This is a genomic window from Enterocloster lavalensis, assembly GCF_046603895.1.
GTDB lineage: Bacteria > Bacillota > Clostridia > Lachnospirales > Lachnospiraceae > Enterocloster > Enterocloster lavalensis.
The window spans coordinates 1,478,436-1,504,570 of the sequence record NZ_CP176637.1 but is presented as its reverse complement, the minus strand read 5'-3'; the positions used below and the strand labels follow the sequence as shown (position 1 = coordinate 1,504,570).

23 protein-coding genes and 2 tRNA genes are annotated in these 26,135 nt (G+C 55.9%); 18 read left to right on the top strand and 7 right to left on the bottom strand.

The features are described 5' to 3' along the window. The first annotated feature begins 36 nt into the window (after positions 1 to 36). Both ACK2JC_RS06625 and carB read left to right on the top strand, forming a co-directional pair. A complete protein-coding gene (locus tag ACK2JC_RS06625) occupies positions 37 to 1,110 on the top strand; it encodes a carbamoyl phosphate synthase small subunit (RefSeq protein WP_276853458.1) in 1,074 nt (357 codons plus the stop codon). Then, the gene (gene carB / locus ACK2JC_RS06620; protein WP_368272039.1) at positions 1,110 to 4,328 is read left to right on the top strand and encodes a carbamoyl-phosphate synthase large subunit; all 3,219 of its coding nucleotides are present in this window, start codon (positions 1,110 to 1,112) and stop codon (positions 4,326 to 4,328) included. The genes ACK2JC_RS06625 and carB overlap by 1 nt, the downstream gene beginning before the upstream one ends. Before the next feature lie 199 nt (positions 4,329 to 4,527). On the opposite strand, the gene arcC is transcribed toward carB, so the two are convergent. Then, positions 4,528 to 5,457, bottom strand: a complete 930-nt coding sequence (gene arcC, locus ACK2JC_RS06615; protein WP_092369855.1) for a carbamate kinase — start codon at positions 5,455 to 5,457, stop codon at positions 4,528 to 4,530. Between the two features lie 239 nt (positions 5,458 to 5,696). Between arcC and ACK2JC_RS06610 the strand changes: the two genes are divergently transcribed. Continuing rightward, a complete protein-coding gene (locus tag ACK2JC_RS06610) occupies positions 5,697 to 6,716 on the top strand; it encodes a glycosyltransferase family 2 protein (RefSeq protein ID WP_092369852.1) in 1,020 nt (339 codons plus the stop codon). Between the two features lie 201 nt (positions 6,717 to 6,917). Here the strand turns inward: ACK2JC_RS06610 and ACK2JC_RS06605 are convergent, their stop codons facing one another. Both ACK2JC_RS06605 and ACK2JC_RS06600 read right to left on the bottom strand, forming a co-directional pair. Then, the gene (locus tag ACK2JC_RS06605; RefSeq protein WP_320937862.1) at positions 6,918 to 7,880 is read right to left on the bottom strand and encodes a hypothetical protein; all 963 of its coding nucleotides are present in this window, start codon (positions 7,878 to 7,880) and stop codon (positions 6,918 to 6,920) included. 239 nt (positions 7,881 to 8,119) lie between these two features. After that, on the bottom strand, positions 8,120 to 8,785 hold the full coding sequence (locus ACK2JC_RS06600) for a phosphatase PAP2 family protein (RefSeq protein WP_276853466.1): 666 nt from the start codon (positions 8,783 to 8,785) through the stop codon (positions 8,120 to 8,122). Between the two features lie 257 nt (positions 8,786 to 9,042). On the opposite strand from ACK2JC_RS06600, the gene ACK2JC_RS06595 reads away from it, so the two are divergent. The 6 genes from ACK2JC_RS06595 to ACK2JC_RS06570 all read left to right on the top strand — a co-directional run bounded on the left by ACK2JC_RS06595 (position 9,043) and on the right by ACK2JC_RS06570 (position 14,421). Further along, a complete protein-coding gene (locus ACK2JC_RS06595) occupies positions 9,043 to 9,897 on the top strand; it encodes a MurR/RpiR family transcriptional regulator (protein ID WP_276853469.1) in 855 nt (284 codons plus the stop codon). A 183-nt stretch (positions 9,898 to 10,080) separates the two neighbouring features. Further along, complete coding sequence (gene pfkB, locus ACK2JC_RS06590) at positions 10,081 to 10,983, top strand: 1-phosphofructokinase (protein ID WP_118756716.1); 903 nt, start codon at positions 10,081 to 10,083, stop codon at positions 10,981 to 10,983. 54 nt (positions 10,984 to 11,037) lie between these two features. Further along, complete coding sequence (locus ACK2JC_RS06585) at positions 11,038 to 13,170, top strand: fructose-specific PTS transporter subunit EIIC (RefSeq protein ID WP_320937863.1); 2,133 nt, start codon at positions 11,038 to 11,040, stop codon at positions 13,168 to 13,170. Between the two features lie 162 nt (positions 13,171 to 13,332). Then, positions 13,333 to 13,527, top strand: coding sequence for a helix-turn-helix domain-containing protein (locus ACK2JC_RS06580; protein ID WP_007708998.1), 195 nt, complete (start codon positions 13,333 to 13,335; stop codon positions 13,525 to 13,527). A gap of 89 nt (positions 13,528 to 13,616) precedes the next feature. Continuing rightward, positions 13,617 to 13,799, top strand: a complete 183-nt coding sequence (locus tag ACK2JC_RS06575) for a hypothetical protein (RefSeq protein ID WP_024737154.1) — start codon at positions 13,617 to 13,619, stop codon at positions 13,797 to 13,799. Between the two features lie 136 nt (positions 13,800 to 13,935). Next, positions 13,936 to 14,421, top strand: coding sequence for a nucleoside deaminase (locus ACK2JC_RS06570; RefSeq protein WP_092369837.1), 486 nt, complete (start codon positions 13,936 to 13,938; stop codon positions 14,419 to 14,421). 68 nt (positions 14,422 to 14,489) lie between these two features. On the opposite strand, the gene ACK2JC_RS06565 is transcribed toward ACK2JC_RS06570, so the two are convergent. After that, the gene (locus ACK2JC_RS06565) at positions 14,490 to 14,693 is read right to left on the bottom strand and encodes a cold-shock protein (RefSeq protein ID WP_024737152.1); all 204 of its coding nucleotides are present in this window, start codon (positions 14,691 to 14,693) and stop codon (positions 14,490 to 14,492) included. A gap of 237 nt (positions 14,694 to 14,930) precedes the next feature. After that, positions 14,931 to 15,491, bottom strand: a complete 561-nt coding sequence (locus tag ACK2JC_RS06560; protein WP_092369834.1) for a MarR family winged helix-turn-helix transcriptional regulator — start codon at positions 15,489 to 15,491, stop codon at positions 14,931 to 14,933. Between the two features lie 221 nt (positions 15,492 to 15,712). On the opposite strand from ACK2JC_RS06560, the gene ACK2JC_RS06555 reads away from it, so the two are divergent. From ACK2JC_RS06555 to ACK2JC_RS06520, 8 genes are all read left to right on the top strand, one after another. Further along, on the top strand, positions 15,713 to 16,900 hold the full coding sequence (locus tag ACK2JC_RS06555) for a MalY/PatB family protein (RefSeq protein ID WP_092369831.1): 1,188 nt from the start codon (positions 15,713 to 15,715) through the stop codon (positions 16,898 to 16,900). Positions 16,901 to 16,961: 61 nt separating this feature from the next. Then, positions 16,962 to 18,242, top strand: a complete 1,281-nt coding sequence (locus ACK2JC_RS06550) for a dicarboxylate/amino acid:cation symporter (RefSeq protein WP_092369828.1) — start codon at positions 16,962 to 16,964, stop codon at positions 18,240 to 18,242. Positions 18,243 to 18,342: 100 nt separating this feature from the next. Beyond that, positions 18,343 to 19,662 (top strand): Na+/H+ antiporter NhaC family protein, encoded by a 1,320-nt coding sequence (locus ACK2JC_RS06545; protein ID WP_276951050.1) that lies wholly within the window; start codon positions 18,343 to 18,345, stop codon positions 19,660 to 19,662. Positions 19,663 to 19,877: 215 nt separating this feature from the next. After that, positions 19,878 to 20,297, top strand: a complete 420-nt coding sequence (locus ACK2JC_RS06540) for a potassium channel family protein (protein WP_320937864.1) — start codon at positions 19,878 to 19,880, stop codon at positions 20,295 to 20,297. Positions 20,298 to 20,315: 18 nt separating this feature from the next. Next, positions 20,316 to 20,987, top strand: a complete 672-nt coding sequence (locus ACK2JC_RS06535) for a potassium channel family protein (RefSeq protein WP_320937865.1) — start codon at positions 20,316 to 20,318, stop codon at positions 20,985 to 20,987. Next, positions 20,984 to 22,498: a TrkH family potassium uptake protein gene (locus tag ACK2JC_RS06530; RefSeq protein ID WP_320937866.1), complete on the top strand. Its 1,515-nt coding sequence runs from the start codon at positions 20,984 to 20,986 to the stop codon at positions 22,496 to 22,498. The genes ACK2JC_RS06535 and ACK2JC_RS06530 overlap by 4 nt, the downstream gene beginning before the upstream one ends. Continuing rightward, positions 22,488 to 23,963, top strand: a complete 1,476-nt coding sequence (locus tag ACK2JC_RS06525; RefSeq protein ID WP_320937867.1) for a DUF4118 domain-containing protein — start codon at positions 22,488 to 22,490, stop codon at positions 23,961 to 23,963. The genes ACK2JC_RS06530 and ACK2JC_RS06525 overlap by 11 nt, the downstream gene beginning before the upstream one ends. 163 nt (positions 23,964 to 24,126) lie before the next feature. Further along, a complete protein-coding gene (locus ACK2JC_RS06520) occupies positions 24,127 to 24,696 on the top strand; it encodes a Uma2 family endonuclease (protein WP_107435765.1) in 570 nt (189 codons plus the stop codon). A 143-nt stretch (positions 24,697 to 24,839) separates the two neighbouring features. On the opposite strand, the gene ACK2JC_RS06515 is transcribed toward ACK2JC_RS06520, so the two are convergent. Both ACK2JC_RS06515 and ACK2JC_RS06510 read right to left on the bottom strand, forming a co-directional pair. Continuing rightward, positions 24,840 to 24,913: transfer RNA gene (locus ACK2JC_RS06515), tRNA-Met, on the bottom strand. 16 nt (positions 24,914 to 24,929) lie between these two features. Further along, positions 24,930 to 25,002: transfer RNA gene (locus ACK2JC_RS06510), tRNA-Val, on the bottom strand. Between the two features lie 161 nt (positions 25,003 to 25,163). Between ACK2JC_RS06510 and ACK2JC_RS06505 the strand changes: the two genes are divergently transcribed. Beyond that, the gene (locus ACK2JC_RS06505) at positions 25,164 to 26,090 is read left to right on the top strand and encodes a diacylglycerol/lipid kinase family protein (protein WP_007709015.1); all 927 of its coding nucleotides are present in this window, start codon (positions 25,164 to 25,166) and stop codon (positions 26,088 to 26,090) included. Positions 26,091 to 26,135 lie beyond the last annotated feature (45 nt).

The following is a 26,135-nucleotide window of genomic DNA, read 5'->3' as shown; positions in this document are numbered from 1 at the left end:
CGCTATTTGACGCAAAAGAAAGGACAGGTACCCCATATGAAAGCATACCTCATACTGGAAGACGGAACTGTTTTTACCGGAACCAGCATCGGCTCGCAGAGGGAAGTGATCAGTGAGATCGTGTTTAATACCTCTATGACCGGTTATCTGGAAGTCCTGACAGACCCATCCTACGCGGGACAGGCGGTGGTGATGACGTATCCGCTGATTGGAAATTACGGCATCTGCCACGAGGACATGGAGTCCAGGAAGCCCTGGCCCGACGGTTATATTGTAAGAGAATTATCCAGAATCCCCAGCAATTTCCGCTGTGAGGATACCATTCAGCATTTCTTAGAAAAATATGATATTCCCGGTATCTGTGGTATCGATACAAGAGCCCTGACGAAAATATTAAGAGAAAAAGGAACCATGAACGGCATGATCACCACCAAGGCGTATGCCGATTTTGCGGAGCCTATCAGCCGGATGAAGGGGTACTCAGTGGCCGGCGTGGTGATGAAAACCACCACAAAGGAAACGTATGTGCTTCCTGGCGAGGGCAAGCGGGTGGCGCTGATGGATTACGGCGCGAAGGATAATATCGCCCGTTCCCTAAACCAGAGGGGCTGCCAGGTGACGGTTTATCCGGCGGACACGCCCGCGGAGGTGGTGCTGGCGGAGAACCCGGACGGGATTATGCTGAGCAACGGCCCCGGGGACCCCAAGGAAAATGTGGAGATGATTCAGGAGATCAAAAAAATGTACCAGTCCGACGTGCCGATTTTTGCCATCTGCCTGGGACATCAGCTGATGGCCCTGGCTAACGGGATGGACACCTACAAGCTGAAGTACGGCCACCGGGGCGGCAATCATCCGGTGAAGGACCTGGAAACCGGGCGGGTGTATATTTCCTCACAGAACCACGGTTATGTGGTGGACACGGACAATCTGGACCCGAAGCTGGCCGAGCCTGCGTTTGTAAATGTGAACGACGGGACCAACGAGGGATTAAAGTACACGGGCAAGAATATTTTTACGGTGCAGTATCACCCGGAGGCCTGCCCTGGCCCCCTGGATTCCGGATACTTGTTTGACCGTTTCCTTAAAATGATGGAGGTGAAGAACTGATGCCTAAGAATCCTGATATCAAAAAAGTTCTGGTACTGGGCTCCGGCCCCATCATCATCGGCCAGGCGGCGGAGTTCGACTACGCCGGCACCCAGGCCTGCCGCTCCTTGAAGGAGGAGGGCGTTGAGGTGGTACTGTTAAACTCCAACCCCGCGACCATTATGACGGACAAGGATATCGCGGACCGCGTGTACATTGAGCCGCTGACCGTGGAGGTGGTGGAGCAGCTGATCCTGAAGGAGAAGCCGGACAGCGTGCTGCCCACCCTGGGCGGACAGGCCGGGCTGAACCTGGCCATGGAGCTGGAGGACGCGGGCTTTTTGAAGGAGCACGGCGTGCGCCTGATCGGAACCACGGCCCTGACCATCAAGAAGGCCGAGGACCGGGAAATGTTCAAGGAGACCATGGAGAAGATCGGCGAGCCGGTAGCCCCCTCGGATATTGTGGAGGACGTGAGACACGGCCTTGAGATTGCGGAGCAGATCGGTTATCCGGTGGTCCTGCGCCCGGCCTACACCCTGGGCGGCTCCGGCGGCGGCATCGCCCAGAATCCCGAGCAGTGCGCCGAGATTCTGGAGAATGGCCTGCGCCTCTCCCGTGTGGGACAGGTGCTGGTGGAGCGCTGCATCGCGGGCTGGAAGGAGATCGAGTACGAGGTCATGCGCGACGGCGCGGGCAACGTGATCACGGTCTGCAACATGGAAAATATCGACCCGGTGGGCGTGCACACCGGCGACAGTATCGTGGTGGCCCCCTCCCAGACCCTGGGCGACAAGGAATACCAAATGCTGCGCACCTCCGCCCTGAACATTATCAGCGAGCTGGGGATTACCGGCGGCTGCAACGTGCAGTACGCATTAAACCCGGACAGCTTTGAATACTGCGTCATCGAGGTGAATCCCCGTGTGAGCCGTTCCTCGGCCCTGGCCTCCAAGGCCACGGGATATCCCATCGCCAAGGTGGCGGCTAAGATCGCCCTGGGATACACCCTGGACGAGATCAAAAACGCGGTGACGAAAAAGACCTACGCCAGCTTTGAGCCCATGCTGGACTACTGCGTGGTGAAAATGCCCCGGCTGCCCTTTGATAAGTTTATCAGCGCCAAGCGCGCCCTGGGCACCCAGATGAAGGCCACCGGCGAGGTGATGAGCATCTGCACCAACTTTGAGGGCGGTCTGATGAAGGCCATCCGCTCCCTGGAGCAGCACGTGGACTGCCTCCTGTCCTACGATTTCACGGACCTTGACGACAGCAGCCTGCGGGAGGAGTTAAGCCGCGTGGACGACATGCGGATCTGGCGGATCGCCGAGGCCCTGCGCCGCGGCTTCACCTACGAGGAGATCCATGAGATCACCAGAATCGACGTGTGGTTTATCGACAAGCTGGCGATCCTGGTGGAGATGGAAAATGAGTTAAAGGCGGTGGGCAGAGGCGAGAAGGAGCTGACCACGGAGCTTTTGGCAGAGGCCAAGCGGATCGAGTTCCCGGACAACGTGATCGCGCGCCTGACCGGCATTTCCCAGGATCAGGTGAAGAAGCAGCGCTACGACAATGATATCCGCGCTGCTTATAAGATGGTGGACACCTGCGCGGCCGAGTTCGCGGCTGAGACGCCCTACTATTACTCCTGCTTCGGCAGCTACAACGAGGCGAAGCAGACAAATGGCCGCAAGAAGGTGCTGGTGCTGGGCTCCGGCCCCATCCGCATCGGCCAGGGAATCGAGTTCGACTTCTGCTCCGTGCACAGCACCTGGGCCTTCAGCAAGGAAGGCTACGAGACCATTATCATCAACAACAATCCGGAGACGGTGAGCACGGACTTCGACATCGCGGACAAGCTGTATTTCGAGCCGCTGACCCCTGAGGATGTGGAGAGCATCGTGGATATCGAGAAGCCCGACGGGGCGGTGGTGCAGTTCGGCGGCCAGACGGCCATCAAACTGACCGAGGCCCTGATGAAGATGGGCGTGCCGATCCTGGGAACCGCGGCCGAGGACGTGGACGCGGCTGAGGACCGGGAGCGCTTTGACGCGATCCTGGAGCAGTGCAATATCCCGCGGCCGGCCGGACACACGGTGTTCACGGCCGAGGAGGCCAAGAAGGCGGCAAACGACCTGGGTTATCCGGTGCTGGTTCGCCCCTCCTACGTGCTGGGCGGCCAGGGTATGCAGATTGCCATCTGCGACGAGGACATCGACGAATTTATCGGTATCATCAACCAGATCGCCCAGGAGCATCCGATTCTGGTGGATAAATACATCATGGGCAAGGAGATCGAGGTGGACGCCATCTGCGACGGCACCGACATCCTGATTCCGGGAATTATGCAGCATATCGAGCGGACGGGAATCCACTCCGGGGACAGCATTTCCGTGTACCCGGCCCAGGATATTACTCAGAAAAATGTGGACACCCTGGTGGAGTACACGGAGAAGCTGGCCCGGGCGCTCCATGTCAAGGGCATGATCAACATTCAGTTTATCGTGGACGGGGACGATGTGTACATCATCGAGGTGAACCCCAGAAGCTCCCGCACGGTGCCCTATATCAGCAAGGTGACGGGCATCCCCATCGTACCGCTGGCCACGCAGATCATCTGCGGACACACCATACGGGAGCTGGGTTATACCCCGGGATTACAGCCTGCGGCCGACTACATCGCCATCAAGATGCCGGTGTTCTCCTTTGAGAAAATCCGCGGCGCGGACATCAGCCTTGGGCCGGAGATGAAGTCCACGGGCGAGTGCTTGGGGATCGCAAAGACCTTCAATGAGGCACTCTACAAGGCCTTTGAGGGAGCTGGAATCCGCCTGCCCAAGTATCGGAAAATGATTATGAGCGTGCGCCACTCCGAGCAGCAGGAGGCGGTGGACATCGCCCGCAGGTTCGCGGCGGTGGGCTACCAGATCTTCGCCACCAGGGGCACGGCCAGAACGTTAAAGGCAAACGGCGTGAAGGCCTACGAGATTCGCAAGATCGAGCAGGAGAGCCCCAACGTCCTGGACCTGGTGCTGGGCCATCAGATCGACCTGATCATCGACATCCCGCCCCAGGGCGCGGAGCGCAGTCACGACGGCTTTATCATCCGCCGCAACGCCATCGAGACCGGCGTGCACGTGCTGACCAGCCTGGATACGGCCGCGGCATTGGCCACCAGCCTGGAGAACCGGGCCAAGGAGCTGACGCTGATCGACATCGCTACAGTGAAAAACGCATAGAACCATTAGACGGCCGCCCGTCAGGCAATGCCTGCGGCGTAACCTAAAACCATAAAGACAGCCCGCCCCGGGACAATTTGTTTTGGGGCGGGCTGTTTTGGGCATCCTGCGCCAGAGCTCCGCAACATTCAAAAAGGGGATAACCGGCTGCGGTTATCCCCTGAAACACATTTTCTGAAAAATTCTTTAAAACCGGTTCCTACGCGATGGTGGTCCCAGCCTCCCCCTTCAGACTTGCCTTAGCCTTGTCCAGGGAGGTGATAATGGCGCAGCGGTCCTTTCCATTCTCGATGAAATCCACGGAGGCGGATACCTTGGGCAGCATGGAGGCGAACTCGAACTGGCCCTGTTCCATGTAATCCCTGGCTTCCTGTATATTCATGCGCAGGATCGGCTTTTCCTCCGGGGTGCCGTAGTTCAGCGTCACGTTGTCCACGCTGGTGAGGATCATCAGCACGTCCGCGTCCACCTCCTTGGCTAAAAGTCCGCTGGCCAGGTCCTTCTCAATGATGGCGCTGGCGCCGTGAAGGTTGTAACCCTGTTCCATCACCGGGATGCCGCCGCCTCCGCAGGCCACGACGATCTGGTCCGCGTCCAGCAGCGCCTTGATGGCGTCGATCTCCACGATGGCCACGGGATGGGGGGAGGCAACGATGCGGCGGAAGCCGCCTTCCACCTCGACCACGTGATTGCCCTTCTGCTCCTCCTCGCGGGCCTCAGCCTCGGTCATCACCCGGCCGATGGTCTTGAGCGGCGTGTAGAAGGCCTCGTCGTAGGGGTCAACGGTCACCTGGGTCAACACGGTGGATACCGGTTTATAGATTCCGCGCTTGATCAGCTCGGCGCGGATGCCGTTCTGCATGTCGTAGCCGATATAGCCCTGGCTCATGGCGGAGCAGACGGACATGGGGGCCTTGCTGTAGCCGTCGTGCTGCTTGCCGAACTCGTTCATTGCAGTGTGAATCATGCCCACCTGGGGGGCGTTGCTGTGGACGATAGCCACCTGCCATCCATCCTGAATAAAATCAGCGATCACTTTGGCGGTTTTCGCCACCGCGGCCTTCTGCTCCGGGAGATTGGTGCCCAGGTCCTTGTGACCGACTGCTATGACGATGCGTTTTTTTGCCATAATCCATACCTCGCTTGTCTGTTGATTGTTGTGGCCTGAAATGCCGTTTGTTTTCTGAAATTAAGTTTATTGTACCTTGTCGGCAGCCGCAGGCTGTCGATAAGAGATGCGCTTCCTTGATTATAGGTTAAATTGGAGAAAAATGCAATTCAATTATCGAAATCCCTATAGTAAAACAAAAAATAATGTGTTATGATTTCCATAGTGTTGAAAGAAGCCTATCAGTAGGAGGAAAAATTGTGAAGCTATTATCCGTTGCAATTCCATGCTACAACTCGGAGCCGTATATGGAACACTGTATCCAGACGCTCCTGACCGGCGGCGAGGAGGTGGAGATCATTATCGTGGACGACGGTTCCACCAGGGACCGCACCCCCGAGATCGCGGACGAGTATGCCCGGAAATACCCCACCATCTGCAAGGCGGTCCACCAGGAGAACGGCGGCCACGGCGAGGCGGTGAATACAGGCCTAAAGAATGCCACCGGCATCTTTTTTAAAGTGGTGGACAGCGACGACTGGGTCAACGAGGAGGCCTACGCCAAGGTGCTGGAGACCCTGCGCCGCTTTGTGTACGGCGGAGAGACCCTGGACATGCTGGTGTCCAACTTTGTCTACGAGAAGGAGGGGGCAAAACGCAAGAAGGTGATGAGCTATCATACTGCGTTTCCCAAGGATAAGGTATTCGGCTGGAGCGACGTGAAGTTTTTCATGAAAGGGCAGTATATCCTCATGCACTCCGTGATCTACCGGACGGCCCTGCTGCTCCAGTGCGGCCTGCAGCTGCCCAAGCACACATTTTACGTGGATAACATTTTCGTGTACCAGCCCCTGCCCCATGTGAAGCACATGTATTATCTGGATGTGAACTTTTACCGGTATTACATCGGCCGCGAGGACCAGTCGGTGAACGAGAAGGTGATGATCGGGAGAATCGACCAGCAGCTGCTGGTGACAAAGCTGATGCTGGGGTATTACGATGTGACCAAGATCGCCAACCGCAAGCTGCGCCACTATATGGTCCAGTACCTGGAAATCATGATGACTATCTCGTCGGTTCTGGCCATCAAGTCGGGAACGGATGAGAATCTGGAGAAGAAAAAGGAACTCTGGCAGTATCTGAAAAAGCAGAATCTGCCGCTGTATCTCCGGCTTCGCACCGGATTTTTGGGCCAGGGCTGCAACCTGCCGGGAAAAGGCGGGCGCAAGCTGCTGATCGCCGGGTACAAGATCACCCAGAAATTCTATGGGTTTAACTGACGTTTAAAGAGAAGGCGGAGCCAGCCGGGGCACGTGGCGGGGACTCTGCAGGTGCAGGAGCTGCGGACGGTATGCCGCCGGCTCTCCCAGGTGAAATGAACGATCGAAACGGTAATAAAACGCGCAGGCCGCGGAAACGGGGATTCCCCGGATTCCGCGGCCTGTTTACGCCGGTTGCGACCGGAATGCGGAGCGTCCCGGTCATAGATTGTATTTCTCGTAGAGTTTCCTGCGCAGCTCCCGGTTGCAGGCCACCTGCTCCACCAGGTCGATGCGCTGCATTTTGATCAGAAGGGAGATCAGGCTGGACAGTCTCTTTTCGCCTTCCTCATTTCCCTGCCGGACCCCGTCCGCGATCAGGTCGTCGATTGCCTTGCACAAATTAAACCCCTCCCCGCATTCTGTCTGTTCCATGATTTTTTGCAGCCGCTTCTGCTCGCCGATCAGGGAGAAGAGGGCCATCAGATCCGTCTGATCCAGTGAGCGAAGCTCCTCCTGCCGCTCCCGCACGAAATTGTACAGCGCCTGCTTGTCTGTATTATATTTTAGCATGCTGAAAATCAGTTGTAAATGGGTGCGCAGATGTTCCACACAGTCCAGGTTGCCGGCATGGATCAGATTGACGTGATAATTGGGAACAAATGGGGCTATGGCTGCATAGAGCGAGTCTCCACGGTCGAGGCCGGTCAGCTGGTGGAGATCAAGGGCCCCGTCCCAGGGTTCCCGGCCGTAGTATAAGACCAAGGTGACAACCGGGCAGAGGCGGTCCTCCTTTTTCAGGCCGGAGAGAAATTCACCGTGGCTCCTCGCTGATTTCTCGCTGCGGTTTCGGGCCTGGATCCGGTGAACCTGTTCCGTGTAGTCCAAAGCGTCGTACAGCATGGAGCGGATGGGCATGGCGTAGTGGATCTCCGTCTGATTTTCGCAGGCGATGACGGCCACGCACAGCCCGCCCGTGGTTTTCATGCAGACATCCCGGTATCGCTGCAGGACGCGCCGGCCTTTTTCCGGGTCCGCGATCATAACCCCGGAGTGTCCGGGAAGGGGCGTGAGGTCCTCCGGCCGGATGATCTGCTTTCCGTCGAAAATGACGGCGTTGCACAGGTCCGCAAAATAGACCGGTTTTGAGATTAAACAGTTTACATAAAGATTTTGTTCTGCCATTGCATCCCTCCTCTTTAACAGCAGAAGCAGTTGACAGGTAAATGGCTGCGGGATATTCGGCAGAAACGCCGGATTTCCAGGACCGGGAGCAAATTCCCGGGAAGAATCGGTACTGACACCGTTTACTTATTATATCATATCGGGAGGAAAAGGCAAGCGGCTTTTGGTTGCCAATGGCCCGCTATATTCAAAAACCGCCCTCCCAGCCGGAGCGCGGTTTTTCTATCTGCCGGGACATGTTATCCCAGAACCTTCTGCGTAACCTTTTTGTTTTCCGTGGACCAGCCGTAGCCGTAGACCACCCAGTAAATCACGTAAGCCATCACCACGGACCCCACGCCGTCGATCACGGAGTGCTGTTTTAAAAATACCGTGGACAGGCAGATGGCGGTCATCAGGATGCCGGATCCGAAACGCACCAGCCGGTGCTTTTTCAGCGCTTCGCTTTTCACGATGGCGATGTGCGCGCCGATGGAGTTGTACACGTGAACGCTGGGGAATACGTTGGTGGGCGTATCCGTCTGGTACAGGGCGGCCACCGCCGCGGTGAAGATATTTTTGTCCGGATCCAGGGCCGGGCGGAAATCCGTACCGTTGTGGAAGAAGGTACAGATAATCAGGCTGATGGTCATGCCGGAGAATAAAAACAGGCATAGACGGTAATAATCTTCCTTATTAGTAAAGAGGAAGTAAAGGATTGTGACAGCCACATACAAAAACCACATCAGATATGGCACGATGAAATATTCGTTGAACGGGATATAGTCGTCCATCGCCACGTGCATCACATGGTAATTGCGGGTAACCGTGCGCTCCAGATAACAGAACCAGGTCAGATAAATCAATCCGTAGGACAGAATCCATACATGACTGTACTTGCGGAGAAACGCCGCGATTGTTTTCATAAAACCCATCTCTCTTTCTTCTAAAGAAACCGCAGCCAGGGCCGGAATAAATGGGCCAGGCAATGTGAAAAAACCGTTAATTCTTTAGCATTTTCGGATTATAGCACATTAAAAATGGAAATACAAGGGGGCTAAGGAAAAGTTAATAATTTTTGAGAAAGTCTTATGGATTCGAATCGGAAATTCTTTTTTTTTAGAGCATTGTGTGCTATAGTAGTTCCATGAAATGAATTTACACAGAAATGATGGAGGATGAAATGCAAGAAACGCGCAGTGTTTTGGGGGCAATCTGTTCTTCCTACGATACGTTTTTTGAGGCGGAGAAGAAAATCGCGGACTATATGATGGAGAACAAGGCGGCGGTGGTGGATATGACTGTGGGGGAGCTGGCAAGGGCCAGCGGCACCAGCGATGCCACGGTTTCCCGGTTCTGCCGGCGTTGCGGCTTCAAGGGGTTCCACAACCTGAAGCTGACGCTGGCCAGGGAGGTGCTGGAGGACGAGCAGAAGGATCAGAGCGTGTCCAACGACATTGACCGGGGAGATATCCGCCAGTCTCTTCAGAATATTCTGGCCAACAAGGTGGCGGAGCTGACGGAAACCGTCAATATGATGGACGCGGATAACCTGGAACAGATTCTGAGCAGGCTGGAGAACGCCCGCATGGTGCAGCTGGCTGCAGTGGGCAATACCATCCCGGTGGCCATGGACGGGGCGTTCAAGTTCAACCAGCTGGGCATCCCGGCGGTGGCCGGCGAAATCTGGGAAACCCAGGCGGCCTACACCTTCAATCTGGGCCCCGAGGACGTGGTGTTGATCATTTCCAACTCCGGCTCGTCCAGGCGGCTTCAGTCCCTGGCCCAGGGAGCCAGGGAGAACCGGTCCACAGTCATCGTCATCACCAACAATCCGGATTCCCCTCTGGCGCGGATCAGCGATTACCGGATTGTCACGGCGACCCGGGAGAAGCTTCTGACCGAGGAGTTCTGGTTCTCGCGGGTCACAGCCACGGCGGTGATGGAAATCCTTTACCTTCTTTTGCTGAACAGCAAGAAAGACGCTGTGGAGCATATTCGCAGGCATGAGAAGGTGATTTCACCGGACAAACAATAGCGGGCAAAATGCACAAAAACAGGCGGCTTTCAGGCGGAAAGTGCGCCTGTTTTTGTGCGCAGTGATGAAAGTGTGCAAGAAACGAATTTTCGTATAAAATACTATTGACGAAAATAGAACATCATACTATGATAGAGACAGAGATAAGAAATGAAATTTCATAAAAAGAGAGGTATGCGATATATGATTTACACAGTAACGTTCAACCCGGCTTTGGACTATGTTGTGAACGTAAATCATTTCACGCTGGGGCAGGTCAACCGCACGGTGGGGGAACACATTTTCTACGGGGGTAAGGGCATCAATGTATCGGCTCTTCTTGCCAATTTGGGGTATGAGAGCGTGGCCCTGGGATTTGTGGCCGGATTCACCGGCGACGAGATTGAACGGGGGGTGAAACGCCTGGGCTTCTGCTCCGATTTCATCCATGTGAAGCGCGGCATGTCCCGGATCAATGTGAAGCTCAAATCCGACCAGGAGAGCGAGATCAACGGCATGGGGCCGGAGATCACGGACGGAGATGTGGGGGAGCTCTTTGGGAAGCTGGAGGGCTTAAAGGAGGGGGATGTGCTGGTGCTCTCCGGAAGTATACCGGCCTCCATTGAACCCGACATTTACGAGCGGATCATGGCGCGTCTGGACGGCCGCGGGGTGCGCATCGCGGTGGACGCGGAGAAAGACCTGCTGCTCAATGTGCTCTGCTATCACCCGTTTCTGATCAAACCCAACAACCACGAGCTGGGACAGATGTTCGGCGTGGAGTTGGAGGGTGAGGAGGAGATCGCGGCATATGCGCGCAGGCTTCAGGAACGGGGCGCCCGCAACGTGCTGGTGTCCATGGCCGGGGACGGCGCGCTGCTGGTGACCGAGGACGGGCAGGTGCTGCGCCAGGGAGTGGCAAAGGGCGTGGTGAAAAACTCCGTCGGAGCCGGGGATTCCATGGTGGCGGGCTTTTTGGCCGGGTACCTGGAGACGGGAGATTACGGCTATGCGCTGAAGCTGGGCACAGCCTGCGGAGGCGCCACGGCGTTTTCCGACGGAATCGGAACCAAAGACGAGATCATGCGGCTGCTGGCAACGCTGTGAGAGACGAAGATGGAAACAGATGGGCAGATTATTTTATAAGGAGGGGCAATTTTCATGCGGATTACCGAATTACTGAAACAGGAAAGCATCGGTTTAAATGAGAAGGCTGAGAACAAGGAACAGGCCATTGACAAGCTGGTGGCGCTTATGGAGGCCGGAGGCCGGTTGAAGGATAAAGCCGGGTACAAGGCGGGAATCCTGGCCCGCGAAGGGTTGGGCAGCACGGCCATCGGCGAGGGCATCGCCATCCCCCACGCCAAGGTGGAGGCCGTGGCGCAGCCGGGCCTGGCGGCAATGGTCCTGCCGGAAGGGGTGAACTACGAGGCCTTTGACGGCTCCCTGGCCAACTTGATCTTTATGATCGCGGCTCCGGCGGAGGGCGCGGATGTGCACTTGGAGGCCCTGGCGCGCCTGTCCACCCTGCTGATGAACCCGGGCTTCAAGGAGGCTCTGACCGCGGCTAAGTCCAAGGAAGAGTTTCTCCGGGTGATCGACGAGGCGGAGACCGCCCGGTTCGGCACAGCGGAGGAGGAGAACGGGCCGCAGGGCGGCGCGGCGGAGGAAGGAAATGGACCGTGGGACGGCGCAGCGCAGACGGGAAACGGACCACAGGCCGGCGCAGCGCAGAAGGGAAACGGATCGCAGACCGGCGCGGAGCAGACGGAAAATGGGCCGCAGACCGGCGCAGCGCAGACGGGAAACAGACTGCAGACCGGCGCGCCCGCAGCTGAGTCCCGCACCAGTAAAAAACCAACCGCGGAAAGTGCCCCCACCGGTTACCGGGTCCTGGCCGTGACGGCATGCCCCACCGGCATCGCCCACACCTACATGGCTGCGGAGAATCTGGAAAATACTGCCAAAAAAATGGGAATCGCCCTGAAGGCGGAGACCGACGGCTCCGGCGGCGCGCAGAACGTGCTGACCAGGTCCGAGATCGCCGGGGCGGACGCCATTATCATTGCGGCCGACAAGAACGTGGAGGTGGCCCGCTTTGACGGCAAGCCGGTGATTATGGTCCCGGTTGCGGACGGCATCCACAAGGCGGAGGAGCTGATCAACCGGGCGGTGAGCGGCACGGTTCCGGTGTACCGCCACGACGGACAGAAAAACGCCGATACCGGAGTTGAGGAGAACAAGGACAGTCTGGGCAGAAGCATTTACAAGCATCTGATGAACGGCGTTTCCCACATGCTGCCCTTCGTGATCGGCGGCGGAATCCTGATCGCCCTGGCCTTCCTCTTTGACGATTACTCCATCGACCCGTCCAATTTCGGCAAGAATACGCCCCTGGCAGCCTATCTAAAGACCATCGGCGAACAGGCCTTCGGCATGATGCTGCCGATCCTGGCCGGTTTCATCGCCATGAGCATCGCGGACCGTCCCGGCCTGGCGGTGGGCCTGGTGGCCGGTCTGATCGCCAAGATGGGGTCCACCTTCGCCAATCCTGCGGGCGGCGACGTGAACGCCGGTTTCCTGGGCGCGCTGTTTGCCGGTTTTGTAGGCGGCTACATCGTGCTGGGCCTGCGCAAGCTCTTTGAAAAGCTTCCCAAGTCTCTGGAGGGGATCAAGCCGGTGCTGCTCTACCCGGTGATCGGCATTTTCCTGGCAGCGGTGGTGACCACCTTTGTGAATCCCTACATGGGAATGATCAACGACGGCCTGACCCATTTCCTCAACGGAATGGGCGGAACCAGCCGGATCGTGCTGGGCATGGTATTAGGCGGCATGATGTCCATCGATATGGGCGGCCCCTTCAACAAGGCGGCATACGTGTTCGGTACCGCCCAGCTGGCTGAGGGCAACTTTGAGGTGATGGCCGCCGTGATGGCGGGCGGAATGGTTCCGCCTATCGCCATCGCTCTGTGCACCACCTTCTTCAAGAAGAAATTCACGGCCAAGGAGCGTCAGTCCGGTATTGTGAACTATGTAATGGGCCTGTCCTTTATCACAGAGGGAGCTATTCCCTTTGCAGCTCAGGACCCGCTGCGTGTGATTCCCTCCTGTATCGTGGGCTCCGCCCTGGCAGGCGGCCTGTCCATGGCCTTTGGCTGCACGCTGCGCGCGCCTCACGGCGGAATCTTCGTGCTGCCCACCATCGGCAACCCGCTCCTGTACCTGGCCGCCGTTGTGGCCGGAGCCGTGGCCGGCTGCCTGGTGCTGGGAGCGCTGAAGAAAAACGTAGAATAACCGCAAATGCCTGATACAAAATAAGGGGAGTATTCGGCAGATAAAAGAGGACCGTTTTCCCTCCGCTTTGGCGGGGGAAGGCGGTCCGTTTCTGTTTCCCGGACCCCGGAAAACCAGAAAAACCCAGATGCTTTTTCTATAATATACTGTATAATAGAATACATGAAGCTATTGCTTGACGAGATTATGGAACAACGGAACTTAACAGAGCGTCAGGTAAGTATTCTCACAGGACTATCCCGCTCATCGGTGCATGAGATTCGGAAGGGGTCCATGCCGCGGGTCGACACACTTGAGCAACTGGCGAAAGGTCTGAAAATCAAAATTTCAGACCTGATTGAAAGCGATTACCTTTAGAGGACAAAAAGTGCTCGGATTTCCGAGCGAAATCAGCCACAGAGCTTGAAAATGCGCTATACTTGGAGAGCAAGGAGGCGCATATTTTTATGAATGAGATGGATGAATTACTGCAGCGTCTGTACCGGAACTCGGACGAGGACCTGCTGCGGGAGTTTAAGGCGGCGGAGGCAGAGGTGGAGGCCGAGGGAGGCCCCAGGCCGGACCCGGAAGGGTTTGAACGGCTTTGGAAAAAAATGGTTAGCGAGTTTCATAAGGACAGGCCGCGGTGATCCGGGCCTGTCCTTATTTTTGTCCGCCCCATTTTCGCGGGGCCGGGTTAAAATGCAATTTACATCCGGAAGGGATTGTGATAAATTTAAGGACAGCGGTATGTGAGGACTGACCTCGCACCGGTAGGAGGATGAAATGGATTATACAACCGATATCAGGAACTTAAAGCGCTGCGTGGAGATTTCCCGGCAGTCGCGGGCAAGCGGCAACACCCCCTTCGGCGCGCTGCTGGCGGACAAAGAGGGAACGATTCTTTTGGAGCAGCCCAACGTGGAGATCACGGAGAAAAAGTGCACGGGCCACGCGGAGACGCAGGCGGCGGAGCGGGCTTCCCAGCTCTACTCCCGTGAATTTCTGAAGGACTGCACCCTCTACACCACAGCGGAGCCCTGCGCGATGTGTGCGGGCGCCATCTACTGGGCCGGCATCGGCCGGGTGGTGTACGGCATGACGGAGAAGGAGCTGCTGGCGCAAACCGGCGCGGATCCCCAGAATCCCACCTTTGACCTGCCCTGCCGGGAGGTTTTTGCCAGAGGCCAGAAGGCAATCGAGGTCGTGGGCCCCTTCCCGGAGCTGGTGGAGGAGATCGCAGAGGTACACAAGGGATACTGGAACAACTAAAAAACAGGGTGCCCCCAATGCCGTTTTCAGACATTTGGGGCACCCTGTTTGTCAATTCGCTGGTTTGATTATGCCACGCACACGTTCACAGCCTGTAAGCCGCGGTTGCCGTTGGTGATATCAAAAGTAACGGACTGGCCGTCTTCCAGGGACTTGAAGCCGTTGGAAGCGATGCCGGAGTAGTGAACGAAGATGTCCTCGCCGTTCTCGCTGTTGGTGATGAAGCCGAAGCCCTTCTGAGAGTTAAACCATTTTACTGTACCTTTATTCATGAAAGATACCTCCTGAAATATAATATTATATTTTTTGATAAAACTAAAAAAAATCACACGTTTTTGTAAATCATCATAGGAATAATGACTTACAAAAACATGTGAAATCAAAATCTTATAAAAAATACTTCTTAACTATAGCACGGAGACGGCGAAGTGTCAAGGGCTAATTCAAAATATTTATTTTTCATAATTTTCCATACTTCTGGGATCCGCCGTCCCCGTCCTGATTCCGTTCTATTCCCTCCGCTTAGGTTTGCGGCCCACCGGCCGGGCGCCCTTGTTGATCTCAAAATCCTTCTGAATTACCCGGTTGTACACGGAGAGTACCTTGTAGAAGGCGTCGATCTCATCCGGCGTGCACTCCTTGCGCAGCTCGCCCATGGTTTTAGTGATGTCCAGGGTATCGTAGAGCTTGTGGGACCTGCTCAGCCGGACGCCCTGCTCGGTGGGGTAGAGGCAGACGTTCTTGGCGTTGTCCTCCTTCTTTTCCTTTGTGATCAGTCCCCATTCCGCCAGGCGGCTGGCGGTCTGGGACAGCGCGCCCTTTGTTTTTCCCCAGTATTTGGCCAGCTCGGTCACCGTGACGCCGGGATGCTCTTCTATATAAGTAAGCGTGTGGACCTCGATCATGGTCATGGGGATGCCCTCGCCGTAGTCGTGGACCGAAAGGATATAGTCGTTATAACGCATTACGAACTGGTAAATGCTGTTGTGGCGTTCGTTTAACGTGTGGAAGGTCTGGTCTATGAAGCTGTCGTCCTGCGGCAAAAGCTTTGCGGAATCCGTTGCATCCATCTCTGCGCTCCTCCTTTGCAAATGCGTAATATTTCCCAATTATAATTCAGTTTAGCACAGATTAATAAAAAAAGCAAATGGTTTAGCGGGAAAACTAAAAAACAAAAATAGTTTAATAATTAAACAAAAAATATTGACAAAACATCGATTGTATTATATAATCCAACCATAGATGGTTTAATCATTAAACAATAATTTGAAAAAATGTGGAGGGTTTAACAATGGAAGTAAAAGAATTTTGCGACAGGTACTATGTGGACCGCAACGGCACGGCCAGCTTGAAGTGGGATGCGCTTCAGACGCGCTTCGGAGATCCGGACCTGATCTCCATGTGGGTGGCGGATATGGAGTTCAGAACGCCGGAGTGCGTGACCGACGCGCTGGCAAAGAGAGTCGCCCACGGCATTTTCGGTTATTCTTTTGTGCCGGACTCCTACTATGAGGCGGTGATGGACTGGGAGAAAGACCACCACGGGTACCAGTTGAAGAAGGAGTGGATGCGCGTATCCCCGGGCGTGGTCGCGGCGCTGTACTGGTCCGTGAACATGTACACCCAGCCGGGAGATTCTGTGATCATCATGACGCCGGTCTACTATCCATTCCACAACTGCGTCAAGGACAGCGGCCGCAACCTGGTGACCTGCGATTTGATCTACGACCAGGGCGTTTACACCATTGATTATGAGGGCTTTGAGAAAGCGATTGTGGAAAACGGCGTGAAGATGTACATTCTCTGTTCCCCCCACAATCCGGCGGGACGCGTATGGAAGGAAGAAGAGCTGGAGCGGATGCTGGAGATCTGCGCGCGGCACAACGTGTTAGTGATCTCCGATGAGATTCATCAGGACCTGGTGTTCGGCGGACACAAGCATATTCCGGCGGCCACCATTGCCGGGGGCAGGTACGCGGACCGTATGATCACCGCCTTCGCCTCCTCCAAGACCTTTAACCTGGCCACCTGTCTGACCTCCACCATCGTGATCGAGAACGAGGAGCTGAGAAAAACCTGGGATGATTTTGTCAAGGTTTACAATTCGGTGGAAGTCAACGTGTTCGGAATCACGGCCGTGGAAGCCGCGCTGCGGGGCGGCGAAGAGTGGTACCAGGGCGTAAAGAAGGTGATCTGCTCCAACTACGAGACCGTGGTGGAGGAGATGAAGGAATTCCCCGGCGTCCATATCGCGCCCCTGGAGGGAACCTATTTGGTGTTCATGGATTTGAGAAACTACGTTCCCGCCGACGATGTGCGCGACTTTACCCAGGAAAAATGCCGCCTGGCCGTGGACTACGGCGAGTGGTTCGGCGAGAACTGGAAGGGCTTCATCCGCCTGAACATGGGCACCCATCCCGACATTGTGAAGAAAGCGGTGGAGAACATCAAGGAAAATCTGAGAAAAAGAAACGCGTAAGCCCGGGCTGTGAAACTGTCAACAGAGTAAGAAATGTGGTATATTAGAAAAAGGTGGAAAAATGAAAACGCTGTGGAATACATATAAGTCTTCGATTATGTTACTTGGCGCGATGGTTGTGGGAGGCGTTGTGGGCTTCTTCTGGGGAGAGGGGGCTGCGGTGCTCCAGCCGGTCGCGGATCTGTTTCTGAATTTACTGTACTGCTGTGTGGTGCCGCTGATTTTCTGTTCGCTGACAGCGGCCATCGCCAAGATGGAAAACCTGGCCAAGCTGCGAAAAATTCTGGTGACCTTCCTGGGGGGAACTATTATCACCGGAGTGATCTCCTGTCTGTTTATGGTGGTGGCGGCCCTGCTGTTTGACCCGGCCAAGGGCGCTGTGCTCAACATGACCGAGGAGGTGGAGAACATGACCAGCAGCATGAACTTTCTGGGCATGTTCACGGTGGGAGATTTCCCGCTGCTGTTCTCCAAGAGCAACCTGATGGCGCTCATCGTGTTTACCATCATCTTTGCCATCGCCATCATTCTGGCGGGAGAGAAGGGCAAGCCCGTGCTGCACCTCATGGACTGCATGACGGAGGTGATCGTCAAGCTCATCGGCATCGTGATGAAGCTGGCTCCCCTGGGCCTTGGCTGCTATTTTGCCATCCTGATCGGCCAGTACGGCCAGGAAGTGATCGGGCCTCTCTCGCGGGCCATCATCATTTACTGCGCGGTAATCGTCCTGTACTATGTGATTTCCCAGACGGTCATGGCCTACATCGGCGCCGGGCCGGAGGGCGTGAAAAGGTGGTGGAAAACCGCCGCGGCTCCCACTCTGACGGCTCTGGGCACCTGCTCCTCTGCGGCCACGCTGCCCCTGAACCTGATCCAGGCCAAGGAGTTGGGGATTCCCTCGGATATCGCGGATGTCTCCATTCCGCTGGGGGCGAACCTGCACAAGGACGGAGCCTGCATTATCCAGATCCTGAAAATTTCCTTCCTGTGTTCCGTGTTTAACATGAACTACGCGACGCCGAAGAACATTCTCCTGTCCATCGTCATCGCGGTGGTGGCCTCTGTGGTCATGGGCGGTATCCCGGCGGGCGGATATGTGGCGGAAATTTTCATCATCTCCGCATTCGGCTTCCCCACGGTCTCCATCCCGATCATGGTGCTGATCGGCACCATCACCGACGCCCCTGCGACCGTGGTCAATGTGACCGGCGACACCGGCCTGGCGATGATCATCGCCAGAGTGGTGGACGGCAAGGACTGGATGAAGCGGTCGGACAAAACGCGAAAACAGGCTGAAAGCGGGATAAAACCGGTATTAACCGGAGTTACGGGCGCAGAATAAAATGGACGGGGCGGTTCGTATAAACGGGTGTTGCATGTTGTAAACGGAACAAGACGGCGGTCTCCTTTGACAGAGGGGGCCGCCTGAGAGGAAAATGAGTATGGATGACAGTCGAAGAAAATATGGTGCCATGGCATTTTTGCCCCTGGTTGTGTTTCTGGTCATTTATGTGGGCTGCGGTATCACCTTTACCCTGATGGGAGCGGAGAGCCCCTTCGGGATGTTTCCGCGCCATGTGGCGATTCTGGTGGGAATCGGCGTGGCGCTGCTTTTGGCTCCGGAGATCAAAATCAGCGAAAAGCTGGACGTATTCTGCCAGGGCATGGGCAATTCCGGCGTAATGATGACGATCCTGATCTATTTGATGGCGGGAGGCTTCCAGGGAGCGGCCGCCGCCATGGGGGGAAAGGAATCGGTGATCAATCTGAGCCTGAGCGTTCTTCCGGTTTCGGTGCTGATCCCAGGCGTGTTCCTGATGTGCTGCCTGATCTCCACCGCCATCGGCACCTCCATGGGCACCATCGCCGCCATGGCTCCGGTGGCCATCGGCGTGGCCCAGGGAGCCGGGCTCAATCTGGCTGCGGTCAGCGCCGCGGTGATCGGCGGAGCCTATTTCGGGGACAACCTGTCCATGATTTCCGACACTACCATCTCCGCGGCCCAGGGCTGCGGGTCTGAGATGCGGGACAAATTCCGCATGAATTTCTTTATCGCGCTTCCGGCGGCCCTGGTGGCCCTGGTTCTCTACGGGATTGTGGGCGGAGGCGGCCAGGGCGCGATCCAGGCAGGTCCCTTTGACGTGATTCAGGTGCTGCCCTATGTGGCCGTGCTGGTCACCGCTGTGATGGGCTTAAACGTAGCCGTGGTGCTGTTTCTGGGAATCCTGCTGACCGGAGTCATCGGACTGGCCCAGGGAACGGTGGGATTTTTCACCTGGATTCAGGCGGTGGGCGACGGAATGAGCGACATGTTCAGCATCAGCATGGTGGCGGCCATGATCTCCGGCATCATCGGCCTGGTGCGGTATTACGGCGGAGCGGAGTGGCTGGTGGGCGCAATCACCGCCCGGATCAAAAACCGCAGGCAGGCGGAGTACGGCATCGGCCTGATGTCCGGCCTGCTCTCCGCGGCTATGGTGAACAATACCATCGGCATCATCGTCACCTGCCCCATGGCCAAGGAGATCGGCGGCAAATACAGGATCGCGCCCAAACGCCTGGCCAGCCTGGTGGACATTTTCGCCTGCGCATTCCTGGCGGTGATGCCCCACGACGGCGGTATGCTGATCGTGACGGAGCTGGCGGGGGTGTCGCCCCTCAGCGTGATCAAGTATTCGTTCTATATATTTGGGATTTTGATCTCCACCTGCGCGACCATACAGCTGGGGCTGCTGCGGACGGAGGAGGAGAAGCGGGGGTAAGCCTCGGAACGGCAGAAAATCGGATCAGTCCATGGATATGCGGATTCGCGTGTCCATGGGCTGATTTTGCGTTTCCCGGACAGCTCTATAAAGGAAATGGAGGGATTCTGCCCGGGGCCATAAAAATGCTGTAAAGATAATTGCATTATCAATTCTGCGCCGATATAATGAGTCTTACTTTATCATTGTCTGTCACAGAATGGGAGGCGGAGCTTATGTGGACAAAACGCAGAACGATTATGATCGCCGGCTGCAGCCGTTTCGGAGCCGGGCTGGCGGGAGAAATTTCGGAGCTGGGCGACGACGTGATTGTGATCGACAAACATGTAGACGCGTTCCGCAAGCTTCCGGCTAACTTCAGCGGTTTCCAGATTGTGGGAAATGTAACGGATCCGGACGTGCTGGAGGAGGCGGGGATCCGGCGGGCCGTCATTCTGGCCGCGGCCACGGACGACGACAACGTGAACTGCATGGTGGCGCAGATGGCCAGGCGTATCTACGACGTGGACGAGGTATTTGCCAGGCTGAACGACACGGACAAGGAGCATCTGATCAGCGGCTTGAATATCAAGGCCATTTATCCGGCGCGCCTGAGCGTTGAGGCGTTCAAGGAGCTGAGCTCCATTGTATTCTGACGGAAGGGGGGAGGCGCAGTGAAGATTGTAATTGCGGGAGGCAAATCGAAAGCGGATTACCTGATCCGCCTGCTTCTGGGAAAGAAGCACAAGCTGGTGGTGATCAACGACGATGCGGATTACTGCGCGTATCTGAGCCAGCAGCACAAGATACCGGTGATCTGCGGGGATCCCTGCAAGCTGTATGTATTGGACGAGGCGGATATCGGGGACAGCGATATCATAATTGCGCTGAAACCGGAGGATGCCGACAATCTGGCAATCTGCCAGACTGCCAAGCGGGTCTACCGGGTCCGCAAAACCGTGGCGGTTGTCAGCAATCCCAAGAGCGTGGAAATATTCAAGCGCCTTGGCGTCAACACCGCGATCAGCGCGGCCTACATGATCGCGGCCTATATCGAGCAGATGTCCACGGTGGAAAACCTGGTGAACAGCCTGCCTCTCGACCAGGGAAATGTGGTGATGAACGAGCTGATGATCGGCCAGGCGAGTCCGGTGACGGGCAAGCGGCTCTGCGAGATCGAGCTGGGCGAGGAGACGATCATCTGCTGCATCATCCGCGGGGCAAGGATCATCGTGCCCAGGGGACAGACCTCCATCCAGGCCAACGACAAGCTTTTGGTGCTGTCCACGCCTCAGAGGCAGAGCCAGGTGATTGCAGCCATTATGGGAAGGGAGCGGGATGAATGAGGGGGAGCTTCAGGAGCGAGGTCAGCGGGTGGCGTCTGATCGCCGGTTATCTGGGCGTGGTGCTGATGCTGATCGGAGGAATCATTCTGCTGCCCCTGCTGGTGCTGGCCGCATATCCCGGGGAAGCAGTTTGGGCCAGCTGCTTTCTGGTCCCGGGGGTGGGAGCGGTATTGGCCGGGTATCTGTTCTACCTGCTGATACGGGGAAGGGAAAAGCTGCGCCTCTGCGGACGCCAGGATGCGCTGATCGTGGTGTGTTCCTGGATTCTGGCAATCCTGTTCTGCGCAATTCCCTTTCAGATGACCGGACAGTACAACCTGACCCAGGCGGTATTTGAATGCACCAGTGGGTGGAGCACCACCGGGCTCAGCGTTGTGGATGTGGAGCAATGTCCGCGGATTTTTCTGATATTCAGGAGCATCATGCTGTTTTTCGGAGGCGTGGGACTGGTGCTGGTAATGGTTTCGGTGCTGTCCGACCGGCACGGGATGCGGCTCTACAGCGCGGAAGGCCATTCGGACCGGCTTCTGCCGAACCTGGTGAAGTCAGCCCGCATGATCATTGCAATCTATACCGGTTACATACTTTCCGGCACGTTCCTGTATATGGTGTTCGGCATGGATTGGTTTGACGCGCTGAATCATTCCATCGCGGCACTGTCCACCGGGGGATTTTCCACCAGGGCGGAGAGCATCGGCTACTACAACAGCGCTGCAATCGAGGCGGTAACCATCGTGCTGATGCTGCTGGGCTGCACGAATTTTTTGGCGCACCTCTACCTGATCCGGGGAAAGTTCGGGAATTTTTTTCAATACTGCGAGGTGAAGTTCCAGCTCTTTGTCTGCGCCCTGTTTACGCCGGTGTTGGCGGTGTTTCTGGTTCTCGGCGGATTTGCGGGCGGGGTGGGGCAGGGGCTTCGGGACGGCATTTTCCAGGCTGCCACGGCGTTGACCACCACGGGATTTCAGACAGTTCCCAGTTTTGCCGTCTGGAGCAGCCCGCTGATTCTGCTGATGACGCTTCTCATGCTGATCGGCGGCGGCACCGGATCCACTGCGGGCGGAATCAAACAGATCAGGGTCTGCATTGCGTTAAAAAGTCTTTGCTGGAGTCTGAGGGCGCGAATCACCCAGAAACGCACGATACACGCGGACGCCCTGCGCAAACTGGACGGGTATGAGTATCTGACACCGGAGAGCCGTCTGGAAAATCTGGAGTTTATTCTGCTTTATATGGCGGTGTTTACGGCGGGAACCCTGGTGCTGTGCGCCTGCGGTTACGGCATCGGCGACTCCATGTTCGAATTCTCGTCGGCGTTGGGAACGGTGGGGCTGTCCGTGGGCATTACCGCAGCCGATGCCCCGCCGGTGGTGCTGTGGGCGGAAATCATCGGTATGTTTGTGGGACGCCTTGAACTTTATGTGGTGTTTGTGGCCGCCGTCCAGTTCGGGCGGGAGGTGAAAGGCGGATATAAGAACAGAAAAAGGGGATTTGGGTCTTATGTGGGATAATGAGAGATTTGCCGGAACACCGGCTCGGAAAACAGGGACCGCTCTGGCTATTTACTGCCTGGCCACGCTGTTTGCGGTGGGGCTGTTTGCGGTGGGCCTGAGGGTGGAAAACATTATTCTGGTCTATCTGATCAGCGTGATCGTGATGATGATTGAGCTGCGGGCCTTTGTGTGGGGCGGACTCTATACCATCGTGTGTATTATCACCTTTAACTTTCTCTTCACCGAACCCCGGTTTACGCTGCGTGTGGCGGATCCAAACTATGTGATCATGATGGCGATTTTTCTCGCGGTCTCCGCCATAACGGGGCTGCTGCTGTCGTGGCTTCAGGAACAGGTGGAACTGTCACGGCAGAATGAAAAGCGCATGAAGGCGTTGCTGGAAATCAGCAGCGGTTACCTGACGCTGACCGGCATGGACAATATTGTGTACTACTGCCTGAAAAGCCTGTATCAGGCAGCGGGCGAGCGCTGCCGGGTCTATATCGCCCAGGGCCCGGGAAAGTTGGGCGCGCCCTATTATATCAAGGCCCAGTTCCCGGACGAGAGCGTGATGGACAACGACACGCCGGCCGACTGGTGTTTTATCAACAATACGGTCTGCGGGGCCAATACCAGCTTTTTCGGAGATTCGGGCTGGGTGTATCTGCCGATCCGCAACCGGGACGCATGTCTGGGCGTGATCGGCGTTTACACGGAGGGACGGGAAATCGACGGTGGGCACATGGTATTTATCAATACCGTGCTGTCGGAGATGGCCATGGCGGTGGAGAAGGAGCGGATGGTTCCCAGGTGTTCGGGACGGACGGCGGAGAAACCGGATGCGGCCGGTCCGGATGCCGCCGCCCGGTCCTTTCTCCGCGATTTCGGCGAGCCGCTCCGGCAGGCGGCGGAGTCTGCAGAGCGGCTTTTACAATCCGGGGAGGCGGACAGAGACGGCAGGCGCAGGGCCCTCTCCGGGCTGGCGCTGAAGCTGGAGACGCTGCATAACCGCGCGGCTAACCACCTTCAGGCGGGTCTGCTGGAAACGGACGGCCTGAAGGTCAGACGGGAGAAAACCGACTTCGTGGAACTGGCAGCCGCGGCAATCGGCCCCTACAAGCTGTGCTGCGGGGAGCGGATTGTGTGGATGAGCCCCGCAGCGCCCATGTTTGTGCGGGCCGATGCAGAGCTTATGAAGCTGGCTGTGGCCAATGTGCTGAACAATGCCCTGGTCCACACGCCGCCTGAATCTCAGGTTTCGGTCAATCTGACCGGGGATGAAGGCTACTGCCGCCTGGAAATTGCAGACCGGGGCTGCGGCATCGCGCCCCGGGCGCTGAGCGGAGAGGACATGGACAACCCCAGGGGCGGACTGGTGCTCTGCGGGGAGATTGTCCGTGCAAATGAAGGGAAAATGGTGGTCCGCAGCAGCCGGTTCGGGGGGACGTCGATTGTGATTTCGCTGAAGAATGAGACGGGGTGAGGGATAGGAGATTTGGGTGCTCTGACCCGTTCTCAAATAAAGAGAATCGACAAACGCTTGTCGCTTGATACTGGAAAACCAGCGATAAATGGGTTATACTATTGTTAATAGATGAGAGAGGAAGATTATAAACAGGGGAATAAGCAGATAGGGAGGTAGAATTATGCCATTACCAAACCAGAAAACCTATACAATAGAAGATATCTATGCTCTGCCAGATGGAGAACGGGCGGAATTGATTGATGGACAGATCTATTATATGGCACCACCAAGCACGACACACCAGAGAGTGCTGAATTATCTAAACACAGAAATTAATTTGTATATCCGGAATAAAGATGGAAAATGTGAAGTGTTTCCAGCGCCATTTTCTGTATATCCGGAACTGGAAGGGGAAGATATCAAAATATATCTTGAACCGGATATTTCGGTGATTTGTGATAAAGGTAAATTGGATGAGAAAGGATGTCATGGGGGGCCTGACTGGATCATAGAGATTGTTTCGCCAACCAGCAAACGCATGGATTATTACACCAAAATTTCAATCTATAGGGCGGCGGGAGTGCGTGAATATTGGATCGTGGATCCGATGCGGGAAAGTATAACTGTCTATGATATGGAGCATGATGCAGCTCCTGTTATTTATCATTTTACGGACAAGGTAAAGGCAAGCATCTATGATGATCTTGAGATTGACTTTGCAGAGGTGAAAAGATTAGTGAGTGGAAAATAATGGGAAAATAAGAACATTCAGATTATGGGTGTTCTTTTTTATTTAAATCATTTATGGGGAACAGGCTGGAGATGTGTAAATATAAAAATTATTAAAAAAAACCCTGAAACACTCGATCGATCAAGCTTCCAGGGGTTTTTAAGTAGCGGAAGGGAGATTTGAACTCTCGACACCACGGGTATGAACCGTGTGCTCTAGCCAACTGAGCTATTCCGCCATATTAGGTTTTTGGATGGGGCCTATAGGGCTCGAACCTATGACCCTCTGCTTGTAAGGCAGATGCTCTCCCAGCTGAGCTAAGACCCCTCATCCGCTGCCGCGCTTGTCTCACTCGCGACTGCTTGAACAGTATATCCCATATTGTTTTAATTGTCAATACTTTTTATTCCATTTTTTTATAGAAATTTTCTTAGTGTTTTCAACTATTATATGATATACTAAGGAAAGAATAAATATGGGAGGGTTTCATGTACTATTTTATTGTGAATCCCAATGCCGGATGCGGAAAAGGCGGCAGGCTCTGGCGGGCCGTCGCCATTTATCTGGAAAAGCATCAAGTGGAATATGAAGCCTATCTTACAGCTGGCAGGGGCGACGCCCGGAATATTGCCAGGGAACTGACGGATGGCAACCGGGAACCGCAGGTGATCGTGGCGGTGGGCGGGGATGGGACGATGAACGAGGTCCTGGACGGCCTGGTTTTTTGCGGCCCTCTGACCCTGGGATATATTCCCGCCGGTTCCGGCAATGACCTGGCCAGGAGCTTAAAGCTCCCGGGGAATCCGGTGAAGGCTCTGAAGCGCCTGCTGACACCGCGGCATTACCGGATGCTGGATTACGGCATTCTCACCTACGGCACCCAGGAGGTCAGCCACAGGCGGTTTCTGGTCAGCGCGGGCATTGGCTTCGACGCTGCGGTCTGTCACGATCTGTTGGAGTCCAAGCTCAGGCAGCGGCTTCGGCGCGTGGGCCTGGGACGGCTTTCCTATTTGATATCCGGCATCCGCCAGTTATTTAAATGCAAGCCCTGTAAGGGCTATATCATACTGGACGGGGTGAAAAAGGTGGAGTTCAACCACATCGCGTTCATTTCCTGTCATATACAGCCCTTTGAGGGAGGCGGATTCAAGCTGGCGCCCAGGGCGAACTGCAGCGACGGAAAGCTTTCCGTGTGCGTGGTCAGCCACGCGGCCAGGCGCAAGCTGGTGCCCATTCTTCTGGAGTCCCTGACCGGCAATCACGGCAGGCGCAAGGGAGTGAGAACTTACGAGTGCGGGGAGCTTTTCATCCACACGGAGCGGGGACTTCCGGTCCATGCGGACGGGGAGAGCTGCGGGATCCAGTCGGATTTGCAGTTGGGGTGCATTGCAAGAAAGATTCGGATTGTGGGATAATGTTTGGCGCTGCGCACCGCAGCGCCGGGATAAGTTTACAGCGCG

What these genes read in the sequence shown, in the direction of transcription:
- ACK2JC_RS06625 (WP_276853458.1), top strand. Translation starts at nt 37, where the DNA reads ATGAAAGCATACCTCATACTGGAAGACGGAACTGTTTTTACCGGAACC.
- ACK2JC_RS06550 (WP_092369828.1), top strand. Translation starts at nt 16,962, where the DNA reads ATGAAAACGCTGTGGAATACATATAAGTCTTCGATTATGTTACTTGGC.
- ACK2JC_RS06570 (WP_092369837.1), top strand. Translation starts at nt 13,936, where the DNA reads ATGGATTATACAACCGATATCAGGAACTTAAAGCGCTGCGTGGAGATT.
- ACK2JC_RS06560 (WP_092369834.1), bottom strand. Translation starts at nt 15,491, where the DNA reads ATGGATGCAACGGATTCCGCAAAGCTTTTGCCGCAGGACGACAGCTTC.
- ACK2JC_RS06605 (WP_320937862.1), bottom strand. Translation starts at nt 7,880, where the DNA reads ATGGCAGAACAAAATCTTTATGTAAACTGTTTAATCTCAAAACCGGTC.
- ACK2JC_RS06520 (WP_107435765.1), top strand. Translation starts at nt 24,127, where the DNA reads ATGCCATTACCAAACCAGAAAACCTATACAATAGAAGATATCTATGCT.
- ACK2JC_RS06540 (WP_320937864.1), top strand. Translation starts at nt 19,878, where the DNA reads ATGTGGACAAAACGCAGAACGATTATGATCGCCGGCTGCAGCCGTTTC.
- ACK2JC_RS06565 (WP_024737152.1), bottom strand. Translation starts at nt 14,693, where the DNA reads ATGAATAAAGGTACAGTAAAATGGTTTAACTCTCAGAAGGGCTTCGGC.
- ACK2JC_RS06555 (WP_092369831.1), top strand. Translation starts at nt 15,713, where the DNA reads ATGGAAGTAAAAGAATTTTGCGACAGGTACTATGTGGACCGCAACGGC.
- ACK2JC_RS06525 (WP_320937867.1), top strand. Translation starts at nt 22,488, where the DNA reads ATGTGGGATAATGAGAGATTTGCCGGAACACCGGCTCGGAAAACAGGG.
- ACK2JC_RS06545 (WP_276951050.1), top strand. Translation starts at nt 18,343, where the DNA reads ATGGATGACAGTCGAAGAAAATATGGTGCCATGGCATTTTTGCCCCTG.
- arcC (WP_092369855.1), bottom strand. Translation starts at nt 5,457, where the DNA reads ATGGCAAAAAAACGCATCGTCATAGCAGTCGGTCACAAGGACCTGGGC.
- pfkB (WP_118756716.1), top strand. Translation starts at nt 10,081, where the DNA reads ATGATTTACACAGTAACGTTCAACCCGGCTTTGGACTATGTTGTGAAC.
- ACK2JC_RS06530 (WP_320937866.1), top strand. Translation starts at nt 20,984, where the DNA reads ATGAGGGGGAGCTTCAGGAGCGAGGTCAGCGGGTGGCGTCTGATCGCC.
- ACK2JC_RS06575 (WP_024737154.1), top strand. Translation starts at nt 13,617, where the DNA reads ATGAATGAGATGGATGAATTACTGCAGCGTCTGTACCGGAACTCGGAC.
- ACK2JC_RS06505 (WP_007709015.1), top strand. Translation starts at nt 25,164, where the DNA reads ATGTACTATTTTATTGTGAATCCCAATGCCGGATGCGGAAAAGGCGGC.
- ACK2JC_RS06585 (WP_320937863.1), top strand. Translation starts at nt 11,038, where the DNA reads ATGCGGATTACCGAATTACTGAAACAGGAAAGCATCGGTTTAAATGAG.
- carB (WP_368272039.1), top strand. Translation starts at nt 1,110, where the DNA reads ATGCCTAAGAATCCTGATATCAAAAAAGTTCTGGTACTGGGCTCCGGC.
- ACK2JC_RS06580 (WP_007708998.1), top strand. Translation starts at nt 13,333, where the DNA reads ATGAAGCTATTGCTTGACGAGATTATGGAACAACGGAACTTAACAGAG.
- ACK2JC_RS06600 (WP_276853466.1), bottom strand. Translation starts at nt 8,785, where the DNA reads ATGAAAACAATCGCGGCGTTTCTCCGCAAGTACAGTCATGTATGGATT.
- ACK2JC_RS06595 (WP_276853469.1), top strand. Translation starts at nt 9,043, where the DNA reads ATGCAAGAAACGCGCAGTGTTTTGGGGGCAATCTGTTCTTCCTACGAT.